This window comes from Agrobacterium burrii, from assembly GCF_017313405.1.
GTDB classification, from domain to species: Bacteria; Pseudomonadota; Alphaproteobacteria; order Rhizobiales; family Rhizobiaceae; genus Agrobacterium; species Agrobacterium burrii.
Window position 1 is genome coordinate 83999 of sequence record NZ_JAFLNA010000011.1, and the last position, 17971, is coordinate 101969.

At 59.7% G+C, this 17971-nt stretch carries 17 protein-coding genes and 1 pseudogene; 7 read left to right on the plus strand and 11 right to left on the minus strand.

Annotation, left to right across the window (positions count from 1 at the left end; translation table 11 throughout):
• Positions 1–1056 carry an ornithine cyclodeaminase gene (ocd, locus tag JZX89_RS19705; protein WP_174374703.1) on the plus strand — a complete coding sequence of 352 codons (1056 nt, stop codon included), beginning with the start codon at positions 1–3 and terminating at the stop codon, positions 1054–1056.
• Between the two features lie 27 nt (positions 1057–1083).
• Here ocd and JZX89_RS19710 read toward each other — a convergent pair whose 3' ends face one another.
• The 9 genes from JZX89_RS19710 to JZX89_RS19750 all read right to left on the minus strand — a co-directional run bounded on the left by JZX89_RS19710 (position 1084) and on the right by JZX89_RS19750 (position 10915).
• On the minus strand, positions 1084–1968 hold the full coding sequence (locus tag JZX89_RS19710) for a DMT family transporter (protein ID WP_149901275.1): 885 nt from the start codon (positions 1966–1968) through the stop codon (positions 1084–1086).
• Positions 1969–2214: 246 nt separating this feature from the next.
• Entirely contained in the window at positions 2215–3207 is a 993-nt protein-coding gene (iolG, locus tag JZX89_RS19715; RefSeq protein ID WP_207135104.1) for an inositol 2-dehydrogenase, read from the minus strand.
• Between the two features lie 232 nt (positions 3208–3439).
• Complete coding sequence (locus JZX89_RS19720; protein WP_207135105.1) at positions 3440–4690, minus strand: adenylate/guanylate cyclase domain-containing protein; 1251 nt, start codon at positions 4688–4690, stop codon at positions 3440–3442.
• A gap of 222 nt (positions 4691–4912) precedes the next feature.
• Complete coding sequence (locus JZX89_RS19725) at positions 4913–5143, minus strand: helix-turn-helix domain-containing protein (RefSeq protein ID WP_174374699.1); 231 nt, start codon at positions 5141–5143, stop codon at positions 4913–4915.
• Between the two features lie 257 nt (positions 5144–5400).
• The gene (locus tag JZX89_RS19730) at positions 5401–6516 is read right to left on the minus strand and encodes an RHE_PE00001 family protein (RefSeq protein ID WP_207135106.1); all 1116 of its coding nucleotides are present in this window, start codon (positions 6514–6516) and stop codon (positions 5401–5403) included.
• A 172-nt stretch (positions 6517–6688) separates the two neighbouring features.
• Positions 6689–8026 (minus strand): sensor histidine kinase, encoded by a 1338-nt coding sequence (locus JZX89_RS19735; protein ID WP_207135107.1) that lies wholly within the window; start codon positions 8024–8026, stop codon positions 6689–6691.
• Between the two features lie 53 nt (positions 8027–8079).
• Positions 8080–8733, minus strand: coding sequence for a response regulator (locus JZX89_RS19740; RefSeq protein ID WP_207135108.1), 654 nt, complete (start codon positions 8731–8733; stop codon positions 8080–8082).
• A 66-nt stretch (positions 8734–8799) separates the two neighbouring features.
• A complete protein-coding gene (locus tag JZX89_RS19745; RefSeq protein WP_207135109.1) occupies positions 8800–10455 on the minus strand; it encodes a phosphoethanolamine transferase in 1656 nt (551 codons plus the stop codon).
• A gap of 196 nt (positions 10456–10651) precedes the next feature.
• Positions 10652–10915, minus strand: coding sequence for a spike base protein, RCAP_Rcc01079 family (locus JZX89_RS19750; protein ID WP_207135110.1), 264 nt, complete (start codon positions 10913–10915; stop codon positions 10652–10654).
• Between the two features lie 187 nt (positions 10916–11102).
• Here JZX89_RS19750 and JZX89_RS19755 point away from each other — a divergent pair.
• The 6 genes and pseudogenes from JZX89_RS19755 to JZX89_RS19780 form a co-directional block, all read left to right on the plus strand.
• Positions 11103–11360 (plus strand): annotated as a pseudogene (locus tag JZX89_RS19755) (TonB-dependent siderophore receptor); the annotation flags it as partial.
• Positions 11361–11387: 27 nt separating this feature from the next.
• Positions 11388–12290 (plus strand): iron-siderophore ABC transporter substrate-binding protein, encoded by a 903-nt coding sequence (locus JZX89_RS19760; RefSeq protein WP_207135111.1) that lies wholly within the window; start codon positions 11388–11390, stop codon positions 12288–12290.
• A complete protein-coding gene (fhuB, locus tag JZX89_RS19765) occupies positions 12287–14254 on the plus strand; it encodes a Fe(3+)-hydroxamate ABC transporter permease FhuB (protein ID WP_207135112.1) in 1968 nt (655 codons plus the stop codon). Before JZX89_RS19760 ends, fhuB begins: the two co-directional genes overlap by 4 nt.
• 30 nt (positions 14255–14284) lie before the next feature.
• Positions 14285–15094 (plus strand): ATP-binding cassette domain-containing protein, encoded by an 810-nt coding sequence (locus JZX89_RS19770; protein ID WP_207135113.1) that lies wholly within the window; start codon positions 14285–14287, stop codon positions 15092–15094.
• A 248-nt stretch (positions 15095–15342) separates the two neighbouring features.
• Positions 15343–15870: a DUF992 domain-containing protein gene (locus tag JZX89_RS19775; protein WP_149901263.1), complete on the plus strand. Its 528-nt coding sequence runs from the start codon at positions 15343–15345 to the stop codon at positions 15868–15870.
• Between the two features lie 149 nt (positions 15871–16019).
• On the plus strand, positions 16020–16367 hold the full coding sequence (locus tag JZX89_RS19780; RefSeq protein ID WP_369809577.1) for a c-type cytochrome: 348 nt from the start codon (positions 16020–16022) through the stop codon (positions 16365–16367).
• Between the two features lie 3 nt (positions 16368–16370).
• Here the strand turns inward: JZX89_RS19780 and recX are convergent, their stop codons facing one another.
• Positions 16371–16961, minus strand: a complete 591-nt coding sequence (gene recX, locus JZX89_RS19785) for a recombination regulator RecX (RefSeq protein ID WP_207135115.1) — start codon at positions 16959–16961, stop codon at positions 16371–16373.
• 72 nt (positions 16962–17033) lie between these two features.
• The gene (locus JZX89_RS19790; RefSeq protein WP_207135116.1) at positions 17034–17954 is read right to left on the minus strand and encodes an SMP-30/gluconolactonase/LRE family protein; all 921 of its coding nucleotides are present in this window, start codon (positions 17952–17954) and stop codon (positions 17034–17036) included.
• Positions 17955–17971 lie beyond the last annotated feature (17 nt).

The following is a 17971-nucleotide window of genomic DNA, read 5'->3' on the forward strand; positions in this document are numbered from 1 at the left end:
ATGACCGTGATACCGAACCTCAATATCGTTCCCTTCGTCAGCGTCGACCATATGATGAAGCTCGTGCTGCGGGTGGGAATCGACACCTTCCTGCGTGAGCTTGCCGATGTGGTGGAGGAGGATTTCCGTCGCTGGGAGAGCTTCGACAAGACGCCGCGCATCGCCTCACATTCGAAGGAAGGCGTCATCGAGCTGATGCCGACCAGCGATGGCACGCTGTATGGCTTCAAATATGTCAACGGTCATCCAAAGAACATGAAGGAAGGCCGCCAGACGGTGACGGCCTTCGGCGTGCTTTCTGATGTGGGCAATGGTTATCCGCTGCTTCTCACCGAAATGACGATCCTGACGGCGCTGCGCACTGCCGCTACATCGGCCGTTGCCGCCAAGCACCTTGCCCGCCCGAATTCGCGCTCCATGGCGATCATCGGTAATGGTGCTCAGAGCGAATTTCAGGCGCGGGCTTTCAAGGCCATTCTCGGCATTGATACGCTGCGGCTTTTTGATATCGACCGGTCGGCCAGCGAAAAATGCGCCCGCAATCTGGCCGGACAGGGCCTTGCGATCAAGATATGCGGCAGCGCGGAGGAGGCGGTCGAAGGGGCTGATATCATCACCACAGTCACCGCTGACAAGCAATATGCGACGATCCTGACCGACAACATGGTCGGCCCCGGCATTCATATCAATGCTGTGGGTGGTGATTGTCCCGGCAAGACGGAATTGCACAGGGATATTCTGCTTCGCTCCGATATTTTTGTCGAATATCCGCCGCAGACGCGCATCGAAGGCGAAATCCAGCAATTGCCGGCGGATTATGCGGTGACGGAGTTATGGCAGGTCATTGCCGGCGAAAAACAGGGCCGGACGGATGAGAGGCAGATCACCCTGTTCGACAGCGTCGGCTTTGCGACGGAAGATTTCTCTGCGCTGCGTTACGTGCGCTCGAAATTGCCGGGCACCGGTCTTTATGCGGAGCTGGATCTTCTGGCCGATCCGGATGAGCCACGCGACCTGTTCGGCATGTTGCTGCGTTGTGAGGCGGCTCTCGCCTGAGACGACGGATTTATGGTGGGCGGGCTCTCAGCCGGCCCCCCCGCTTTTCTTCCGGCCGACCACATGTTCCCGCCAGACGGTGAAAAGACCGGCGGCAATGACGATGGCGGCACCCATGACCATATTGGATGTGACGACCTCGCCATAGACGGTGACGCCGATGATGGAGACGAGCACGAGCTGGTAATAGGAGAAAGGCTGCACGGAAGCCGCGTCGGTCAATTCAAATGCCTTTATCAGGCAATAATGGCCGGAAATGCCGGTAATGCAGAGCGCCAGCATCCATCCCCAGTCATAGGGTGCAAGGCTGACCCAATAAAACGGCCCGACCAGCGTCAACGCCGCTGCACCGGCCGCGCCGGTATAAAAAAAGCTCGTCATCGCCGTATCGCTCCGGCTGCCGAGGCGGGTGAGCACGCCGTAAAGCGCCAGCATGAAGGCGGCGATAAAGGTGATGATCAGGCTATTGTCGAAACCTTCGCCATCGGGCTTCAGAATGACGAGAACACCGATGAAACCGACAAAGATGGCGCACCAGCGCCGCCAGCCGACCTTTTCCCCAAGCAAGGGTACGGAAAGTGCCGCAACGATGAGCGGCGCGGAAGCGATGATCGAGTGGCTATGCGCCAGTCCGACAATGGCGAAAGAGAAGATCGAAAAAACGATCTGTACCGCCAGCAGAACACCGCGGCCGATCTGCAGCCAGGGACGGTTGGCCATGACGGCGCCCCGGATGCCGCCCGCCGACCTTGCGGCCATCAACAGAACGAAGACGGCGAAGGCCCAATATCGCAGCATGGCGATGAAGACGGGCGGATAGGCGCTGCCCAGATGTTTCGAGATGCCATCCTGCGCCGCAAAGATCGTGAAGGCGACAAGCGCATAAAGAAAACCGGTCTTGGGTGATGGCATGAAAAAACCGCTGTCGGCTGCGTGCCGGCAAAAGAGGATTCGGCGTGAAAGAGGTGGGTAGCAGCCATATGTTACGGCCGCACCTTGTCAGACAACCTTATTTTCCGAATAGCAGCTATGCAAGTCCGAAGCTGCCTTTCTGACAGGCAACCTGTTTCCGGAAGCGCGGGGAATAATCGGCTTTTCTTAAAAAAAACCGGAAAATTCACCCCCGGGCCAAACCCGAGGGTGACGATGAGACCGGCTTCAGCCGATTGTAACGGCCGTCTTCGATGTTGCGGATTTCAGCGCGGCGTCGGCCAGCTTCAGCGCAATCAGCCCGTCCTTGATGGAGGGCGACGGTGCGACGTTGTTTTCGATGCTGTCGATGAAGGTGGCAATTTCCGCCGCATAGGCCGCCGTATAACGCGTCATGAAGAAATCATGCAGCGGCGGACGAGTGTAACCTTCCGCATTGGCGATTTCGATGGAGACCGGGCGCTGGTTTTCGGCCGCTGCCGAACCCAGCGAACCATGCACTTCGATACGCTGGTCGTAACCATAGGTCGCGCGGCGCGAATTCGAAATCACCGCCTGCCTGCCGCTTTTCGTCGTCAGAATGATGCTGGCGCTGTCGAAATCACCAAGCGCGCCGATCTCCGGATTGACGAGAACCGAACCGGTGGCGAACACGCTGTCCACTTCTTCGCCCAGCAGGAAGCGGGCCATGTCGAAATCATGAATGGTCATGTCGCGGAAGATGCCGCCGGACACCTTGATATATTCGGCCGGCGGCGGGCCGGGGTCGCGGCTGGTGATGGTGACCATTTCCACCTTGCCGATGCGGCCATCTTCGATTGCCTTATGCACGGCCTGAAAATGCGGGTCGAAACGGCGGTTGAAACCGAGCATCACCTTCGCGCCGGTTTCTTCGACCACCTTGGCGCAGGCTTCCGCGCGGGCGACATCGAGATCAACGGGCTTTTCGCAGAAGATGGCCTTGCCGGCACGAGCGAAACGCTCGATCAGGTCGGCATGGGTGTTGGTTGGCGTGCAGATGATGACGGCGTCGATTGTCTTGTCGGCCAGAACCTCGTCGATCGTGCTGACCTTGCATTGCGCCTCGCGGGCAATTGCTTCGGCAGCGCCGGCTATGGCGTCGACAACGGCCACCAGCTTCGCACGGCTGTCGGTGGTGATCGCCTTGGCGTGGACCTTGCCGATCCGTCCAGCGCCGAGCAGTGCCAATTTCGTAACCATCTTTCCTCCGGTTCCTCACACCCGCCCTCACTCCCGGAGAGACAGAATATGAATGCAAACAATGTTTCGATATGGAATATATGTTCCATTTTGCTAGATCGACATCGGAGGCGTGTCAAGCGTTTTGACAGCGGCAGGCACGGCCGAAATCATTCGCCCTTGGAGGTCACGCGATGTGGCTGCTGATCATGCTGAAAGGCAGGTTGAGCCGAAGCCCAAACGCTGCCGAGGGTCAGTTGGTGGAAGGTATCTGCACGGCATTTTGGGGAAGCGCGTAGACCTCGACTGGCGTTTCAAGGCCGCGCAGCAGCCATGGACCCAGATTTTCCAGCCTGTCCCCATTCCCCGCCATACGGACGAATTCCTCGGAAAACAGCACGTTGCGGCCGGTTTCCTTGGTCAGCGTTTCAAGCCGCGAGGCGATGTTGACGGCGGGGCCGATGACGGTGAAATCGAGGCGGGTTTTCGAGCCGATATTGCCATACATGACATCACCGACATGCACGCCGATACCGTAACCCAAGGGGTCGTGGCCCTTTTCACAATTGATGTCGTTGAGGGCGACGAGACCCTTTTGCGCGCTGGCGATGGCTTTCAGCAGGTTTTCGCAGGCCTGCGGATCGCTCAGCGGAAAAATCGCCAGCAGCCCGTCCCCCATGAATTTCAGAATTTCACCGCCGAACTCCTCAATGGGATCGCACATGGCGTCGAAATAGCCGTTCAGAAGCTCGATCACGTCATCGCGCGGCCAAAGGTCGGAAATATGGGTGAAATTGCGCAGGTCGCAGATCAGGATCGCCGCGCCCACCGTTATGCCGCTACCGCGTGTTGTGGCGCCGTTGAGAATTTTCTCGCCCGCATGCGGACCCACATAGGTTTCCAAAAGGGTGCGCGTCATGCGGTTTTTGAGGCGTATTTCGCTGACCAGCGCCAAAGCCGGCAGCAGGTTTTTCAGGGCGGCGATTTCGCTGTCGGAAAAACCGCCCGGCTGGTCACTGGAGAAGGTCGCGACATGGCGCTTTCCGAAAGTGTGTTCGATCGGCCAGGCGCAATAATCCGTCAGCCCTTCGGCCCGCAACTCGGCATAGATCGTGTAACCGGGTTCGTCGATGTCATCGCCGTTCAGCCGGTGGCGGACTTCCGTCGCACCCTGATGGATATCGTTGATGGGGCTGTTGAGATATTCGGGCGTACTTTCCGAGCCGTAACCATAGGTGACGATTTCGGCAGCGGGCAGGCCGGCTTTCCACAATATCCGCGCGCCAAGCCATTGCGGGTGGCGGATGCGGAAAGCGAGCACGCCCCTGGCGATGGAGATTCCGCTTGCCCGCAGCCTGTCGCAAAGCTCCACGAATATCTCGTCGATAAAACGCTCGTCCTTGGTGCCGGTGACGAGCCAGTCGAGAGTTTCGGTCTTCTCCGCCGGCCACAATTCATCCAATGCTGAAGAAACCCGTTCTTCGGTGTTGAGGCTGAGTGTCATGGCAGGATTCCGGAGGTTGTTGCTGCTCTCGCACGGGCAAAGCACATGTCGAACATGGTCGCTCGTGGACCCCATGTGGTGCCGGATAACGAAAATGTTAAGAGAGGGCTTCAGAAAATCTTGCGGAAGAGATTGGCGGCCTCAGGCCACGCGCGCCGCCCGGATGTTCTTTTGAACATCGTCCCCGGCGGCGCTGAGATTTTTCGTGATCGCTGGAGGCGATCAGATAACTGTTTCGACAGGAATATGCAGGGCGGCGGCAACGCGTCTGATACGCGATGGATCGCTGTCGGTGCCGTCTTCCAGTGCGTGGATTTCGGTGGTGGTGAGGCCGCAGGTGACGGCAAGCTGTTCGACGGTATAGCCGGCGAGCGTGCGCGCCGTCAGGACCTTTTTGGCGAAAGGAGCATCTGTTTCTTGATCGGAACTAAGTTCTGAGACTGAAATTGTCATTATGCATCTCCCTGATGATGGACACTTAAATGCGGGCGGCAGAAAAAAGTTGCCGGGGGCCGAATGCGACCGCGTTGCCGGAGAAGAAATCGTGCTGCAACGCAGCGAGGAACATAGACGCTTCGCCCACCTACGCAATAGTTAAATTTTGTTAAGATTCGTGATCGCCGCGTTCCTGCGGCATTTTTCGTGGTGGAAACGGCTGGACGACATGGAATTTTCCAGTTTCGTGCAGGCCGTATTTCAGAATGCCACGCTTAAAGCATGCCCCAGGCACGGAAACGGCCACGACCCGTAACCTCCCGCAATTCCAGCTGATTGGCGAGCCCGATTGCACCCTGCGGCGTGGTGCCGAGTTCCTTGACGATCATTGCCGCCGAAACCACCGGCCGGGAAACCACCAGTTCAACCAGTTCCGGCAAACGTGAGGATGAGCGCCGGCCGGTGAGCTTGCGCATCATGCGATCACGGGCGTGGGTCAGCCGGTCATGTTCTTTCAAACTGGCCTGCGCCGCTTCGTAAAAACTGTCCAGAAGCGCCTGAAGCCGCTGCGTCTGGCTTCTGGCATGTCGGCGCTCGCGCGGAACGGCGCGAAGACCGGCGCTGAGCGCCGGCAGGTGATCAGGCGTCACGGCCCCCTCACGCAGAAAGGCGGCGGCCAGAAGCCGACCGAGCCAGGGGCTGCGCTGCAGCACCTCGATCATGTTCCACGCGTCGAGCAGAATGGCGGTGCGAAGGATGGCCGGCAGTTCTGCCGTCCGTGCATGCAGTTCCAGCCATTCTTTCAGCCGTTCCTCTTCGTCCCAGTCAGGCTCGTTGATGACCGGGTGGCCTTCCTGCCGCTGGTTCATGGGCGCGGGCATGTTGCCGGCGGTAATCGCCTCCAGTGCCGCGGAGCTTCGCGCCAGAAGCGCATCCAGTTCGGAAAAAGCCCCATCCAGCAGCGCTTCCCCATCCGTCTCGTTCTCGTCGCTGCGGGCGTGATCCCCGGTTTCACGGGGACGTGCTGCCTCGTCGGCTGCAAGTGTGGCTCTGCCCCGTAATCTGGAAAGGCCGGGTGCGGTGAAGGCCCAGCCGGCGGCATTGGAAAAGATCAGCCGCCGCGACCGCAAAATCCGGTGCGCGGCCGTCATTTCGTGGGTTGGCGCACGCACATCCATATGCGCGTCATGCAGGACCAGATCTTCCATATGGACGAGTTCGCCATCGACCCACATGGAGGAAATCGCGTCGGTGAAATCCTGCCTTTCGATGAAGCCGTGTTTCATCGGCGAGCGGCTGATCCGTTCGTCCAGCCGCGCCAGCGCTTCGCCTGCCCGTGCGGCGGCGATGAGAAGCTTTTCGATCTGGATGTCCAATATATCATAAATCATTGATATTTTTTTAGTTTGAGCGCAGGCGGGTAGCAAGACGGATTACAATGGTCTGGTGTTGCCATCCCTCGGTCTCATCACCAAAACCAGCGAGACCGCAATCGTCATGCTGCAATGCAACATAAAATAATGCGCCGCAGCATGGCGGCCGCACTTTTTGTGTCAGCGCCCCTCACGCGATTTCTACGGGAAGAACCACGCAAGCTTCGAAGCCATCTTGCCGGCCGGGTGCCGGTGAAGAAAGCAGCAATTCGCCGCCGGTCTGCTCCACCAGGCTTTTGACGATTGCAAGGCCAAGGCCGGTGCCATCCGCCTTGGTCGGGCCTCGGGCAAAACGCGTCGTCAGTTTGGGCAACAGCGCCCCGTCGATTGCCGGTCCGGAATTGATGATGCGGATCGTGCCTTCCTGTTCGGCCAAAATCTGCACCGGGCTTCCCGCCGGGCTGTGGATCAGGGCGTTTTCGAGAAGATTGCGAACGATGATGCCGAAGGCGTCCGCGCCTATCCTGCAGGGCAGGCCGTCCTCGCAGTGATTGGTGAAACGGATACGGGATTTGCCAATCGACGTTCTCACCATGTCATCGATGACGAGTTCGAGAACGGGGATGACATCATTCGCCGTATCGGTCACGCCGATCCTTGCTTCGGCCCGTGACATCTGCAGCAGCTTTTCGGCGAGATGGCCAAGGTGCTGCAGGGATTTCTCGATATTCTCGACGCGCGGCGCAAGTTCCGGCGGAATGTCGGCGTGCAGCCGTTGCGCCTGCGCCAGCGCGCCGGCAATTGGTGTGCGCAATTCATGGGCGCTGTTGGCAGTGAATTCCCGCTCCGCCTCGATTGCCGATCGCAGCCGTCCAAGCAGCAGATTGACCGAGCGGGCGATAGGATGCAGTTCGCCGGGAAAGGGCTGCGTTTCGAGCGGCGCAAGATTGCCGCCATCCTTTTTGCCGATTTCGTCGCGCAGGGTCTGTATCGGTTGCAGGGTTCTGCGCACCACCACGATGACGGCAAAGATGCTGGCGGGAATGAGGATGAGCACGGGCAAAAGCAGCGCGCTGCCCGCTTCCTCGATCGCCTCGCGCCGGTTGGCGAAGGCATCGGCGACCTGCAGGAAATAATTGCCGTCCGGCGTTGCAACCGTGTAGATGCGCTGTGTCGCGGTTTCGGAAAAACCGGGATCGAGTGAGACTTCGAAAGGCTCCGTCGAGCTGTCATGCGAATGCAGCACGACCTGTCCTTCGCGGTCGCGCACCTGATAGGTCAGATATTCCGCGCCTTCCGCCGAAGGGTTGAGCTTGCGCGAGGCGGGGGCGGTGTTGTTTTCCCTAAGATCGTCGGCCAGAAGCGGCAGCAGCCTTTCGGCCGTCTCCTGCACGCCGGCATCGAAAATCTCGGCAAATTCGTCCTGCATCACCATGACGCCCAGCCCACAGGCGAGGAGCCAGGATATGGCAACGACGCTGGTCAGCGCCGTCACGAGCTTGCGGGTCATGCTGGTCGGTCTGGCCATTTCTGCCTACTTGTTATTTGCTTGCTTGCCGTCTGGCCTATCTGCCGTCTGACTTACTTGATTGTGTAGCCGACGCCGCGCACGGTCTCGACGCGGTCATGGCCGATTTTCTTGCGCAGCCGGCTGATATAGACCTCGACCGTGTTGCTTTCTATTTCCGCGCCGAATTCATAAAGCGTGTCGTGCAGCTGGGCCTTCGAGACGACCGCGCCGGGATGTTCGACTAGTTTTTCCAGCACGGCCCATTCGCGGGCGCTGAGTGTCTGGGCCGTTCCGTCGACCATGATATTGCGCGCCACCTGGTTGATCTCGATGCCGGGCAGGCGGATGACGGGTGCCGAGCGGCCCTCGTAACGGCGCGAGACCGCCAGCATGCGCGCCGAAAGCTCATCAAGGTCGAAAGGCTTGACCAGATAGTCGTCCGCGCCGGCATTCAGCCCGGCAATCCGGTCGGAAACCTGATCATGTGCCGTCAGGATGATCACCGGCGTCGCGTCGTCGCGCTTGCGCAGGGTTTGCAGAAGGGTGATGCCTTCGCCATCCGGCAGGCGCATGTCCAGCAGGATCAGGCCATAGGCCATGGTCAGCGTTGCCACTGTGGCGTCGCCCAGCGTCTTGAACCAGTCAACAGCATGGCCGGCCGCTGCGACATGGTCTCGCAACGCCTCTCCAAGGACATGATCGTCTTCAACAAGCAGAACCCGCAAGACAGCTCCCTTTATCGCGTCGTCCTGCGTATCGCTTTCACGGGATAAGCGTCAAGCACTGTCTGTTCAGCTGTTCTGGCGCTGGGTGCAGCCGCCGAACACGTCCAGCGAAGGATCGTAGACGGAAGTGGAGACGTTCATCATGCCAAGGATGCTGTGGAAATAATTGTCGTGGGAGCGTCCACCCTCTGCGGCACTTTTCGCAAGGCAGGCCCGGTTGAGCCCCATGGATTTGGCGAAGTCATCGTCGAACCAGACGAGAAACGGCACATGGGTCTGCTGGTCGGGGGCAAGCAGATAGGGTGCGCCATGCAGGTAGACACCGTTCTCGCCAAGCGATTCGCCGTGGTCGGAGGCATAGATCATGCCGGTTGCCAGCTTGTCGGAGCGTGCTTTCAGCTTGTCGATCACGGTCGAGAGGAAGTGGTCGGTGTAGAGAAGCGTGTTGTCATAGGAATTGACGATCTCGGCATCGCTGCAATTGCCAAGCTCGGCAGTGCGGCAATCCGGGGTGAATTTGCGGAATTCGTCGGTATAGCGCAGATAATAGGTCGGCCCGTGGCTGCCCATCTGGTGCAGCACGATGACGCTGTCCTTCGTGACGTTGTTGAGCCAGGCGTCGAGCTTGTCGAAGAAGATATCGTCGCGGCATTCGCCACCGGTGCAGAAGCGGCTGTCATTGGTGGAGGGCAGGTCGAAATAGGGGATACGGTCGGCGACGTTCTTGCTGCCGGTATTGTTGTCCAGCCATGTCGCACTGACACCGGCGTGGACGAGGACGTCCATGACGTTTTCATTCGCGAGCGCCTTGCTATGGCTATATTGCGAACGCGGGAATTTCGAGAACATGCAGGGAATGGACATGGCCGTCGCGGTGCCGCAGCTGGTCGTGTTGGGGAAATAGATCACGTCGCGCTTGGCCAGTTCCGGATTGGTGTCGCGCCCATAGCCGTTCAGGGAAAAATTCGCGGCGCGAGCGGTTTCGCCCGCAACGATGACGGTAATGCGCGGCTTATGGACACCTCCAGCTGCGGGGAGAACCTTCGCATCCTTGCCGATTGGGCTGACCTGAATTTCGGCTTCCTGGCCGGCTTGCGTGAAATAATGGACGGCGGACATCATCGGCGACAACGGGTTGGCGCTTTTGACGATATCCTTGTGCTGGCGGATGGCCGTGGTGAATGTCTTTGAATTCGCAAAGCTGATGATGCCTACGACGCCAAGGCACACCAGGATGCTGACGGTGTTCCACAGAAGCTTGTCGAGGATTGGCCGATGCCGGATGCGGATGGCGGCGATGACGATGGAGGGCACCAGTCCGTAAATCGCCATATGCCAGACAAAACCGGGGGTAATCAGATTGCCCGCCTCTGCCTGCGTGGTTTCCATGGCGTTGCGGATCATGTCGCTGTCGATGACGACGCCGTAACGGTCCATGAACCAGGAGGCGGCAGCCGCCGCGAATATGACGAAGACCAGAAACGGCTTGATGAGATATTTGGCGGAAAAAATGGTGAGGAGGGCGCCGAAAAGCGCCGCCATGGCGACATAGAGCGCGACGATGGCAACCGGATAAGCGGAAAGATAGGTGTGAACCTTTGACCAGAATGTCTGATTCATGAAAAACAGCAGATAAGCCGCCGTCAGCAGGCTGAGCGGCACGCTGCCGATCTCCGGACGATACGATTCAATTCCTGTCGCTTTCGCGGTAAAAAGAGCCAATGCTAGGTCCCACCAGATTTCAAATGTGCCGGCGGCAACGAAAAACGAGCAAAACGCCCTGTTCACGCTGCCGCATGGGCCTATTGATGGCGGATGCGTTATTTAGCTGACATCAACCTGAAAGCTTTGTCATGAAAGTGTCATATGAAGGCGGTGGTGCTTTCAGGTCGATGGCTGAGCGGCGGCAATATATCACCTAGCTCAACCCGATTATACCCGTCACGGTGGTGCGGGTTGCAAATACACGTGTTGCTCTGACCGGTAACAGGCTGCCTGCGGAAAGATTCTGGAAAGTGACGGTCGTTCCGGAAAGCAGGGTGAGGCAAAGCTGGCCGCCATTGCCGACATAAATTGCACGCGTGGGCGAAGGAAGCGGGACCGCATCGTCAGGAACGATGTCGAAACCGTGGGATGCCGGCGATTCCAGGCCGGCGGCGTAGTGTTCGTAAGTCTCAGCCATTGCTGTCTCCTGTAAATCAAAATCTGTCGCGATTATGCGACGCGCCGGGGCAGCGGGGACAAGCGGGGACGATATATTTGTGGCGGGCATTTTTTCCCGCAACCGGCTTCTCCGAAAGACCGGTATTTTTCTGTAGCCTCATGCGGTTGGCGTTACCGTGCGTATTGCTATCCCCGTTGGGCAATCGGATTCGGCGCTGGAGGGCTTCGGTATCGGCGGCGGTCTCCGTTATGTCGGAAAGCGTTACGACGACGCCGCCCACGCCGCGGAGATGAAGGGCCTCGCCCTCCTCGATCTCGGTGTGCACTACGAGAAGAGCGACTACCGCGCTTCGCTCTTCGCGCAAAACTTGACTGATAAAGAATATATTTCTAGTTGCTCCACTTTCGGATGCTATTACGGTGACGGAAGAACGGTTATGGGCAAGCTGACCTATCGTTGGTGATGTCATATCAAGTGAAGCAGCAGGGGCATGACGCGCAAGGATCGATGGGTGCCTCCCTTTTGGGGGCGGCGGGAATTTCTCGGGTTACTTGCCGCTTCGGCTCTTGCAGGCAAGGCGCGGGCGGCGGTGACACCGCGCATAGCCGCTATCGACTGGGCCATGCTCGAAACCTCCGTGGCGCTCGGCGTCATGCCGGTGGCGGCAACCGAACTCATCCAGTTCAGGGTCGGTGCGGTCGAGCCGGAAATCCCTGAAAGCGTTGCTGATCTCGGTCTGCGCGGCGCACCCAATTTCGAGCTTCTGCAATTGACCCGGCCGGATCTCATTCTGATTTCGCCTTTCTACACACGTTATACCAGCAGGCTGGAAGCGATTGCGCCGGTCTTCTCGCTGCCCTTTTACGTGCAGGGCGAGCCGCCTTTCGAAAAGGCGCTCGCAGCGGTCTCGGCTCTTGGCGAGAAGCTCGTCCGGGTCGATGAGGCGCGCAGGGTTCTGAGCGAGACGGACGCCGCGCTGCACGCCATGCGGATCCGCCTTGCCGGTTTTTCCGCGCGGCCGACCTATGTGATCAACATCGGTGACGCCCGGCATTTTCGCGCTTTTGGTGCGGACAGCATGTTCGGGGATGTCCTTGGCCGGCTGGGGCTGGCCAATGCCTGGGTGGACCGGTCGCAATTCACCTTCGCGGCGCCGGTGCCGCTTGAAAATCTTGCCACTGTGCCTGAGGCGCGTATCGTCATCGTCTCCGATATTCCGGTGGAGGCTCGTCAGAGCCTGCGCAACAGCGCCATCTGGCAGGCCCTTCCGGCTGTGCGGGAAAACCGGGTGGTCACGCTCGGCAATGTCAGCCCCTATGGCGGCATCACCGCCGGCATGCGTTTTGCGCGGCTTCTGACCGAGGCTTTGACGGCGCAGGGAGAAGCTCTGTGACGACGCGGCCTCTCCAGCTTTTCTTCGGGCTTTTATTTGTTGTGGCCTGCGGGCTTTCCCTGCATGCCGGCTTGCAGCGGCTACCTTTCAGCGCATGGCCCAGCCTGCCGTTTGATGCTGCCAAGCTGTCAATGGATCAGGTTATTTTCGCCTTCAGCCTGATGCCGCGGGCAGCTGTCACCATTCTCGCGGGCGCGATGCTCGGCCTGTCGGGTGCGCTTTTCCAGCAATTGCTGCGCAATCCGATTGCCGATCCGTCTACCCTCGGCATTTCCGCCGGCGCGCAGCTGGCCATCGTCATCGCAACCCTGTTCCTTCCCTCGGTGCTGGATGGCAACCGCGCATTGGTGGCACTCACTGGCGCTGCCGTTGCCGCCGGCATTGTCTTCCTTCTCGGCTGGCGGCGGTCCTTCGAGCCGGTGACCATGGTAATATCAGGGCTTCTGGTCGGTATCACGGCTGCTTCCGTTTCCGCGGCGCTGACGCTGGCGCAGGGCGAATATCTGATGTCGCTTGTCGTCTGGAACGGCGGCTCGCTCAGCCAGCAGGACTGGTCGAATGCCTTTTCTCTCGCCTTCCAGCTCCTCGCAGGCCTTGTTCTCACCGGCTTGCTGATAAGGCCATTGACGGTTCTCGGTCTTGGCGATGCCGGCGCGCGATCGCTCGGCGTATCGCTGTTTTCGATCAGGCTGGCGGTCGCGGCCGTTGCGGTTGCGCTGGCCGCCTTCGTTGCCGCTGCGGTCGGCCTCGTCAGTTTCATCGGCCTTGCCGCACCGGCGCTTACCCGGGCGCTCGGCGTGCGGCGGTCATCCGCCGTGCTCCTGGTTTCGCCGCTGCTGGGCGGGTTGCTGCTCTGGTTCTGTGATGGTCTCGTTCAGCTTCTGGCAAGCACGACGGCCGAAGTTTTCCCCACGGGCGCGGTAACGGCGCTGATCGGCGGACCCCTGCTTCTGTGGCTGTTGCCGAAAATCCGGCCGACCGACGTCCACCGCAGCGAAGGCGGCGATGTTGCGGCAAGACGCCGGCTTGCCGCGCTGCTGCCAGTGCTTGTGATCCTGGCTGTGCTGATCTTTGCCGCGCTGGCCATCGGCAAGGGGCCGGATGGCTGGACGGTGCTGAGGGCGGGTGACCTGCAAAGCCTTCTGCCCTTCCGTTGGCCGCGGCTGGTGGCGGCCATGGCCGCTGGCGGTCTGCTGGCCATTGCGGGCGCGCTTCTCCAGAGGTTGACCGGCAATCCCATGGCAAGCCCGGAGGTGATCGGCGTCAGCGGCGGGGCGGGTCTTGGTTTTGCCGCCGCCATCACGATCTTTCCGGCGGCAGGCCTCTTTGAATTGTTCGTGGGCGCGGGCATCGGCTCGGCGGCCGTCATGACCCTCGTGTTGTTCTTTGCGGTGCGCCGGTATCTGGCGCCTGAAAAAATACTGCTTGCGGGCATTGCCGTCAGTTCGCTCTGCTCGGCGGTGCTTTCAGCGCTGCTTGCCATTGGCGACCAGCGCGCCTGGCAGATTCTTGCCTGGCTCAGCGGTTCGGGTTCGACTGCAACACCGGCTTCGGCGATATTTCTTGCGGTGCTTTCCGTCGTTCTTCTTTCAGGTGCGCTGTCGGTAACGCGCTGGCTGACAATCCTGCCGCTCGGCCGGGATGTGCCGCTTTCCCTCGGGCTGCCGCTCAGCCTCGCGCGCATCGCCGTCATTGCGGTTGCCGGCATCGTCACCGGTGCCGCATCGCTGCTCGTCGGTCCCTTGAGTTTCGTCGGTTTGATGGCGCCGCATATCGCGCTTCGCGCCGGCTTCACCACGCCGCGCGATCATCTGTTCGCTTCTTTCCTTTTCGGAGCGGTGCTGATGGCGCTTTCCGATCTCGGGGCGCGAACGGTCACCTTTCCCTATGAGTTGCCGCTCGGGCTTTTTGCGGCTCTGGCCGGCGCGCCTTACCTGATCTGGCTTTCAGGTAGGCGCCAATGATGTGTCTGGGCATTTACGGAGATAAAAACCATGGGTGAGGCAGCATTTGCCGCCGACTACGACGATACCCCGCTTTTTTCACTGGATGGGGTGACGATGGAGGTGCCCGGCCGAACATTGCTGCAGCCGCTGACGGCAAGTTTTGCGACCGGCAAGACCATCGGCCTGATCGGCCATAATGGTTCGGGAAAATCGACGCTGCTCAAGATTCTGGCGCGGATTCAGGAGCCGACGGCGGGTAGTGTGTCGTTTGAAGGAAAGGCGCTGGGCGCCTGGGGCAACCGGGAATTTGCGCGAAAACTCGCCTATCTGCCGCAATATACGCCGGCCGCCTCCGGTATGCTCGCCAAGGAACTGGTGGCGCTCGGCCGTTATCCCTGGCATGGCGCGCTTGGCCAGTTCACCAAGGCGGATCAGGAGAAGGTCGATGAAGCCATTGAGTTGACCGATACCGTGGCCTTCCGCGACCGGCTGGTGGACACGCTTTCCGGTGGCGAGCGCCAGCGCGTATGGCTTGCCATGCTGGTGGCCCAGAATGCCGAAAGCCTGCTGCTTGACGAACCGATATCGGCGCTCGATCTGGCACATCAGATCGAAGTGTTGTCGCTGGTGCAGAGACTTTCGCGCGAGAAGGGTCTCGGCGTCATCGTGGTGCTGCACGATGTCAACATGGCGGCCCGGTTCTGCGACGAGATCGTCGCCCTGCATTCCGGCAATCTGATTGCCAGGGGAACCCCACAGGAGGTCATGACGCCGGAGACGCTGGAGCGCATCTATGGGGTGCGCATGGATGTCATGACGCATGCCGCCACCGGCTTTCCCGTCGCCCTGCCGCTTTGAGTTTGTTGCAGCAAAACAACGCCCGGAAGCGCTTGTTGTTGACAGTAATTTTCAACGCATTTTCCGCCCTAACAATGTCTTAATGGCACCCTACCGCGATTAGACATTGTTAACTGTTTTGCTTTCCTTGCATCCAATTAAGTTGTTTTGGATCGATTTCAGGGAACAAACGTTAACAGTGCGGAATTCAATATCCGGAGAGGGCAAGAAGGGCTGCTGCGGGTAGGACTAAAACAGGAGAAAATAAAATGAAAAAGGCTGTTGCCGTAACTTTTGCCGCAATGACGATGGGCCTCGGTGGGGCTGCATCCGCACTGGCTGCCGACCTTGCGAGATATGAACCCGCTCCGCAGGAGCAGGACGAACGCAACGGCGTCAAGATCGGTTATCTGAGCTGCGATATCGGCGGTGGCGTCGGTTACGTGATCGGCTCCGCCAAGGAACTGGATTGCACCTTCCAGTCCACCATGGGCGCACGCCGCACCGACCACTACACTGGCGCCATCCGCAAGATGGGCGTTGATCTTGGTTTCACCACGCAGGGCCGTCTCGTCTGGGCCGTGTTTGCCCCGACGGCAGGTTACCACCGCGGTTCGCTCGGCGGCCTTTATCAGGGCGCCACGGCTGAAGTGACCGTCGGTCTCGGTGTCGGCACCAACATCCTGGTCGGTGGCACCTCCGGCTCCATCCAGCTGCAGACGGTCAGCGTGACGGGTCAGGTCGGCCTCAACCTTGCTGCCACCGGCACCTCGGTTACGCTGACGGCCATGAACTGATCCGGCAAGCGCCCGGTGCGTTGCGCCGGGCATTCTGTCGCATATGAAAAAGCGCCCTCTTCGTTGTTAAACGGGGAGGGCGTTGTATTATCCAGCCTATGATTTCGGTACCCAAACGTGCTGCGGCAGTGACCGCTCTTTTCCTGCTTATGTTTACGACGGCCTTCGCCGAAGGCGATGCGGCGCATGGGGAAAAGGTTTTCAGCCGCTGCTCCACCTGTCACAGCGTCGATACACCCCGCACCCGGATGGGACCACATCTGATGGGCGTGGTCGGCAGGCCGATGGCTTCCGTGGCCGACTACGGCCATTATTCACAGGCGCTGAAGGATGCCGGTGCAGCTGGCCGGGTCTGGACGGAAGACGAACTTCAGAAATTCATCGCCAGCCCGAAGAAGGCGATCCCAGGAAATGCGATGCGGTTTTTCGGGCTGTGGAGCGAAACGGATATTGCCGATCTGATTGCTTATCTGAAAACGCATCCCCTGCCGCAATAGCCGTCAGAGCGGCGCATCCGCGAGAATCTCTTCCGCTTCTTCCACTGTCATGGCCATGACTTTTGCGCCAATGTCGAAGCCGAAGCCGTTGCGGGCAAAGGCGGAAAATTCCCTGGCGTTGCGTTTGTCATCGAGTTCGACACGGCGGAAGGGGCCGAAGGCGCGCTTGCGCGCAAAGATGACGGCGGCGACCAGATCGTTGGTCTCCTGCAATGCGGCCGTCGCCGTTTCCCGGGCGATGCCCTTGATCTGCAGTTTCTGCGCCAGCCCGCGTTTCGATTTGCCGCTGCGCTGGCCGCTCCGCACGGCTATTTCCGCATAGGCGGTATCATCAAGCGCCTTGATGCCATAGGCGAAGGTCACGGCGAATTCGCCGAGTGCCTTTGCCTGTGCGGTGTTGATATCCACGAATTTTTCCCGCGCCTTGCGCGTGATCGCGTCGCGCAGCTGCTGTTCCGTCATCATGCGCTGCCCCAGCCGATAGAGAGCGGAATTGCGCGCCCATGACAGCATCCGGCTGCTGGGTTCTATGGCCGGGGTTTCGCCATCCATTGCCATATCGTCCGTGAAGAAGGGGCAGGAATCGTCATTCATACCGCTTTTATAGCGCGGTGAAGCCGTCTTGCCAGTTCCTTCCTGTAATTTGCGCCGTGGTTTTTCAGCGCCTCACGGTATCTGCGCACCGGTTGCGGCCACATACACCGAATAGAGCGATTTCGTCGCGGTGATGAACAGGCGGTTCTTTTTGGGACCGCCGAAGGTAAGGTTCGCCACCGTCTGCGGCACCTTGATCTTGCCGATGAGCGTGCCATCGGGCGCAAAGCAGTGAACGCCATCACCGGCGCTGGTCCACAGATTGCCGGCCGTATCCAGACGGAAACCATCCGGCAAGCCGTTGTCGAGATTGCAGAATTCCCGGCCGTTGGCGAGCTTAACGCCGTCCACCACGTCGAAGACGCGGATATGGCGCGGACGGGAGACATCGTGGCTGTAGGAACTGTCGGCGATATAGAGCTTCGTTTCATCAGGCGAAAAGGCAAGGCCGTTCGGCTGTACGAAGTCGTCAATGGCGACGTCGATCTTTCCGGTTGCGGGATCGAGCCGGTAGACATTGCGCGTCTTCTGCTCCGGCTCGGCCTTGTAGCCCTCATAGTCGGAGAGGATGCCGTAGGTGGGGTCGGTGAACCAGATGCTGCCATCGGACTTCACCACCACATCGTTGGGCGAATTGAGCCGCTTGCCGCCATAGCTGTCGGCGAGAACCGTGATCGAACCGTCGACCTCGGTACGGGTAACGCGGCGGCCGCCATGTTCGCAGGAAACCAGCCGTCCCTGCCGGTCGCGCGTGTTGCCATTGGTGAAGTTGGAGGGGTGGCGGAACACGGAGACGCCGCCATCCGGCACCCAGCGCAACATGCGTTCATTGGGAATATCGCTGAACAGCAGGCAGTTCAAATCGGCAAACCACACCGGCCCTTCGGCCCAGCGGCAGCCGGAATAAAGCTCTTCCAGCTCGGCATTACCGACGATCAGATGGCGGAAGCGGTCATCGTGGATTTCGTATGGGGAGGTCTTGTCTGTGGTCATGAGCGTGGTCCGCTTGT